This is a genomic window from Deltaproteobacteria bacterium (genome assembly GCA_009930495.1).
In the GTDB taxonomy this organism is placed as follows: Bacteria; Desulfobacterota; Desulfovibrionia; order Desulfovibrionales; family Desulfomicrobiaceae; genus Desulfomicrobium.
Window position 1 is genome coordinate 1 of the sequence record RZYB01000492.1, and the last position, 1006, is coordinate 1006.

Annotated in this window: 1 protein-coding gene; it reads right to left on the reverse strand. The window is 59.8% G+C overall.

Annotation, left to right across the window (positions count from 1 at the left end; genetic code table 11):
- Positions 1-1006 (reverse strand): ATP-dependent protease ATPase subunit HslU (gene hslU, locus EOL86_15685; GenBank protein ID NCD27012.1); only part of this gene is annotated, 1006 nt, incomplete at both ends.

Consider the following 1006-nt stretch of genomic DNA (forward strand, 5'->3'; position numbering starts at 1 on the left):
CTGGACATCGTGCAGGGCCTTGGCCACATAGTCCTTGTCGATGGTCACCGTGGCGTCCGGCATTTCCGGGGCATCGAAGGACAAATCGGACACAATCTTTTCCATGATGGTGTAAAGCCGGCGCGCGCCGATATTTTCCGTTTCCTCGTTGATCTTCTGGGCGAAGCGGGCGATTTCAAGGAGCGCCTCGTCGGTGTAGACGATGTCCACGTTTTCCGTGCCCAGCAGAGCCTTGTACTGCACGGTCAGGGCATTCTGGGGCTCGGTCAGGATGCGGTAGAAATCATCGCGGGTCAGGGCCGAAAGCTCCACGCGCAAGGGAAACCGACCTTGCAGTTCGGGCACCAGGTCCGAGGGCTTGGACATGTGGAAGGCCCCGGCCGCGATGAACAAAATGTGGTCGGTGCGGACCATGCCGTACTTGGTGTTGACCGTGCTGCCCTCGACAACGGGCAAAAGGTCGCGCTGCACGCCTTCCCGGGACACATCGGCCTTGCCCGAATGGCCGCCGCCGCAGATCTTGTCGATTTCATCCAAAAACACGATTCCCGATTCCTGGACCCGTTCGCGGGCGATCTCATGGACCTTGTCCATGTCGATGAGTCGCTCGCACTCGGACTGGATCAACAGCTCATAGGCGTTCTTGACGCGGACCTTCTTGGTCTTCTTGCGCTTGGGGAAAACCTTGGAAAACATGTCCTGCATCTGCATCTCCATGCCTTCCATGCCAGGGATGCTCATGACCTGGACATTTGCGCCGCCGGCATTGACCTCGACCTCGACCATGCGGTCGTCGAGCTTGCCGGCCCGCCAAAGCTGCCGCAGCTTTTCGCGGGTGGAATCGGAGCTGGACGGCTCGGGGCCGATGTATTCGACCGTGCCGGATTCAAGCGGCTTGGTTGGCAAAAGGACATCCAGCAGACGCTCCTCGGCCGAGGCCTCGGCCTTGACCCGTACCCTGGCCTCCTCTTCCTGACGAACCAGATTGACGCCGATTTCCATCAGA